This window comes from Streptomyces sioyaensis, from assembly GCF_004122735.1.
Classification (GTDB): domain Bacteria; phylum Actinomycetota; class Actinomycetes; order Streptomycetales; family Streptomycetaceae; genus Streptomyces; species Streptomyces sioyaensis.
Genome location: NZ_SDIF01000251.1, coordinates 1 through 2,860, shown reverse-complemented (window position 1 = coordinate 2,860; position 2,860 = coordinate 1). Strand labels below are relative to the sequence as shown.

The 2,860-nt window shown below is 68.4% G+C and carries 1 protein-coding gene; it reads right to left on the bottom strand.

Translation table 11 applies throughout. The features are described 5' to 3' along the window. A partial coding sequence (locus EST54_RS33580; protein ID WP_129251447.1) for a type I polyketide synthase occupies nucleotides 1-2,860 on the bottom strand: 2,860 nt, incomplete at both ends.

Sequence of the window (2,860 nt, the reverse complement as noted above, 5' to 3'; positions counted from 1 at the left end):
CCGTGGACGAACGCCCGGCCGGCGGCAGACAACAGCGCGGACACCTCGCCACGGTCATCACCGCGCAGAGCGGGGATGAGGACATGGTCCGCGTCGTCCACGTCACCGTCGAGGCATCCCTGCGCCATGGCGGTCAGGGTCCCGTCCGGCCCGATCTCCAGGAACCGGGTGACCTCGTGCTCCGCCAGCCAGCGGATGCCGTCGGCGAAGCGGACGGCTTCGCGGACATGCCGCACCCAGTAATCGGGAGACGTCAGCTCCTGTGATGTGGCGAGCTCGCCGGTCAGGTTCGAGACCACCGGGATGCGCGGCTCCGCGTACGCCACACTCTCGGCGACCGTCCGGAACTCGTCGAGGATCGGCTCCATCAGCGGGGAGTGGAAGGCATGGCTCACCTGGAGGCGCTTCACCTTCCGGCCCTCGGACTCGAAACGCCCGGCGATGTCCGCCACCGCGGATTCCACACCGGAGATCACAACCGACTTCGGGCCATTCACCGCCGCGATACTCACCCGCTGCTCGTGATCCTCCAGCAGCGGCAGTACCTCGGCCTCGGTGGCTTGCAGGGCGACCATCGCACCGCCGGCCGGGAGGGCCTGCATCAACCGTCCGCGCGCCGCCACCAGCCGGCACGCGTCCTCCAGCGACAGCACGCCAGCCACATGCGCAGCCGCCAGCTCACCGATGGAGTGCCCCACCAGATAGTCGGGGCGCACACCCAAGGACTCGACGAGCCGGAACAGTGCCACCTCCACCGCAAACAACGCCGGCTGAGTGAAACCAGTCTGGTTCAGCCTCTCCGCATCCTCGCCGAACACCACGTCCCGCAACGGAGTTGCCAACTCACCGTCGAAGTACGCACACACCGCGTCGAAGGCATCCGCGAAGACCGGGAACGCCTCATACAGCTCCCGACCCATCCCCAACCGCTGCGCACCCTGCCCCGTGAACAGCAGCGCCCATCGCGCTTCGGGTGCAGCCAGAGCGGTCGCCACGGAAGCGGCATCGTCCCCCTTGGCCAGCGCCTTGAGCCCGTCCACCAAAGCATCGCGCTCGGTGCCGAGGACGACGGCCCGGTGTTCAAATGCCGAACGTGTCGTGGCCAGGGCGAACCCCACCTCCGACAGACCCAGTTCAGGCCGCGCCTCCACATGCGCCAACAACCGCTGCGCCTGCGCCCGCAACCCCTCCCGACTCCGCGCGGACACCACCCACGGCACCACACCCACACCACCAACCGGCAGCGCGTCCGAGCTCTCCTCCACCGGAGCCTGCTCGATCACCACATGCGCGTTGGTGCCGCTCACGCCGAACGCCGACACACCGGCCCGACGAAGCCGCTCCCCCGCCGGCCAGCCGACGGCCTCGGTGAGCAGCCGCACATTGCCGGCCGACCAGTCCACATGCGACGACGGCTCATCGGCATGCAGCGTCTGCGGAAGGACACCGTGCTGCAAGGCCAGCACCATCTTGATGACGCCCGCCGCACCCGCGGCCGCCTGCGTGTGCCCGATATTCGACTTCACCGACCCCAGCCACAACGGCCGGCCCTCGTCCCGGCCCTGACCGTACGTCGCAAGCAGCGCCTGCGCCTCGATCGGATCACCCAGCGACGTCCCCGTACCGTGCGCCTCGACGACATCCACATCCGACGGCGACAGCCCCGCACCCGCCAACGCCTGCCGAATCACCCGCTGCTGCGAGGGACCATTCGGCGCCGTCAGACCATTCGACGCACCGTCCTGATTCACCGCGGAACCGCGCACGACCGCCAACACCCGATGACCGTTACGCCGCGCATCCGACAACCGCTCCACCACCAACACGCCGGCGCCCTCAGCCCAACCAGTGCCATCCGCGGCATCCGAAAACGCCTTGCACCGACCATCAGCAGCAAGGCCGCGCTGCTGGCTGAACTCAATGAACGCGCCCGGTGTCGACATCACCGTCACGCCGCCGGCAAGGGCGAGGTCGCATTCGCCCGAGCGCAGGGACTGCGCGGCCAGGTGCAAGGCGACCAGCGACGACGAACACGCCGTGTCCACCGTGACCGCCGGCCCCTCAAGACCCAGCGCATACGACACCCGGCCCGACACCACAGCGGCTGCATTCCCCGTACCGAGGTAGCCGTCCTGGCCTTCCGGGGTGCTCAGCAGCAGGGCAGGGTAATCCTGACCGTTCGAACCGACGAAGACGCCGGCGCGGCTCCCCCGCAACGTCTGCGGATCAATACCGGAGCGCTCAAGCGCCTCCCAGGATGTTTCCAGCAGCAGTCGCTGCTGCGGGTCGATCGCCACGGCTTCACGAGGACTGATACCGAAGAACGCCGGATCGAACTGGTCGACTCCGCTGACGAATCCGCCATGGCGCGAGTAGCTCTTCCCCGGCTGTCCCGGAGTCGGGTCATAGAGGGCATCGAGGTCCCAGCCACGGTCATGGGGCAGCTCGGAGATCGCGTCCTCGGCTCCGGCCACCAGCCGCCACAGGTCCTCAGGACTGGCCACCCCGCCCGGAAGACGGCAGCTCATCCCGACGATGACCACCGGATCGTCCGAAGTGGACGCCAGAACCGGCAGACCGGGCACCATGTCCGTCCCGGTCCCGAACAGCTCGTCACCCAGGTAACGCGCCAGGTCAACCGGGGTCGGATAGTCGAAGACGACCGTGGCGGGCAGTCGCATCCCGGTTTCGGTGTTCAACCGGCCACGCAACTCCACGGCGGTCAGCGAGTCGAAGCCCAAGTCCCGGAAGGCGCAACGTGCTTCCAACGACTCCGGCTTGTGGTAGCCGAGGACTGCTGCGGCATGCGTACGCACCAACTCCAGCAGCGCCCGCTCCCGCTCCACACCCGACAACCCCA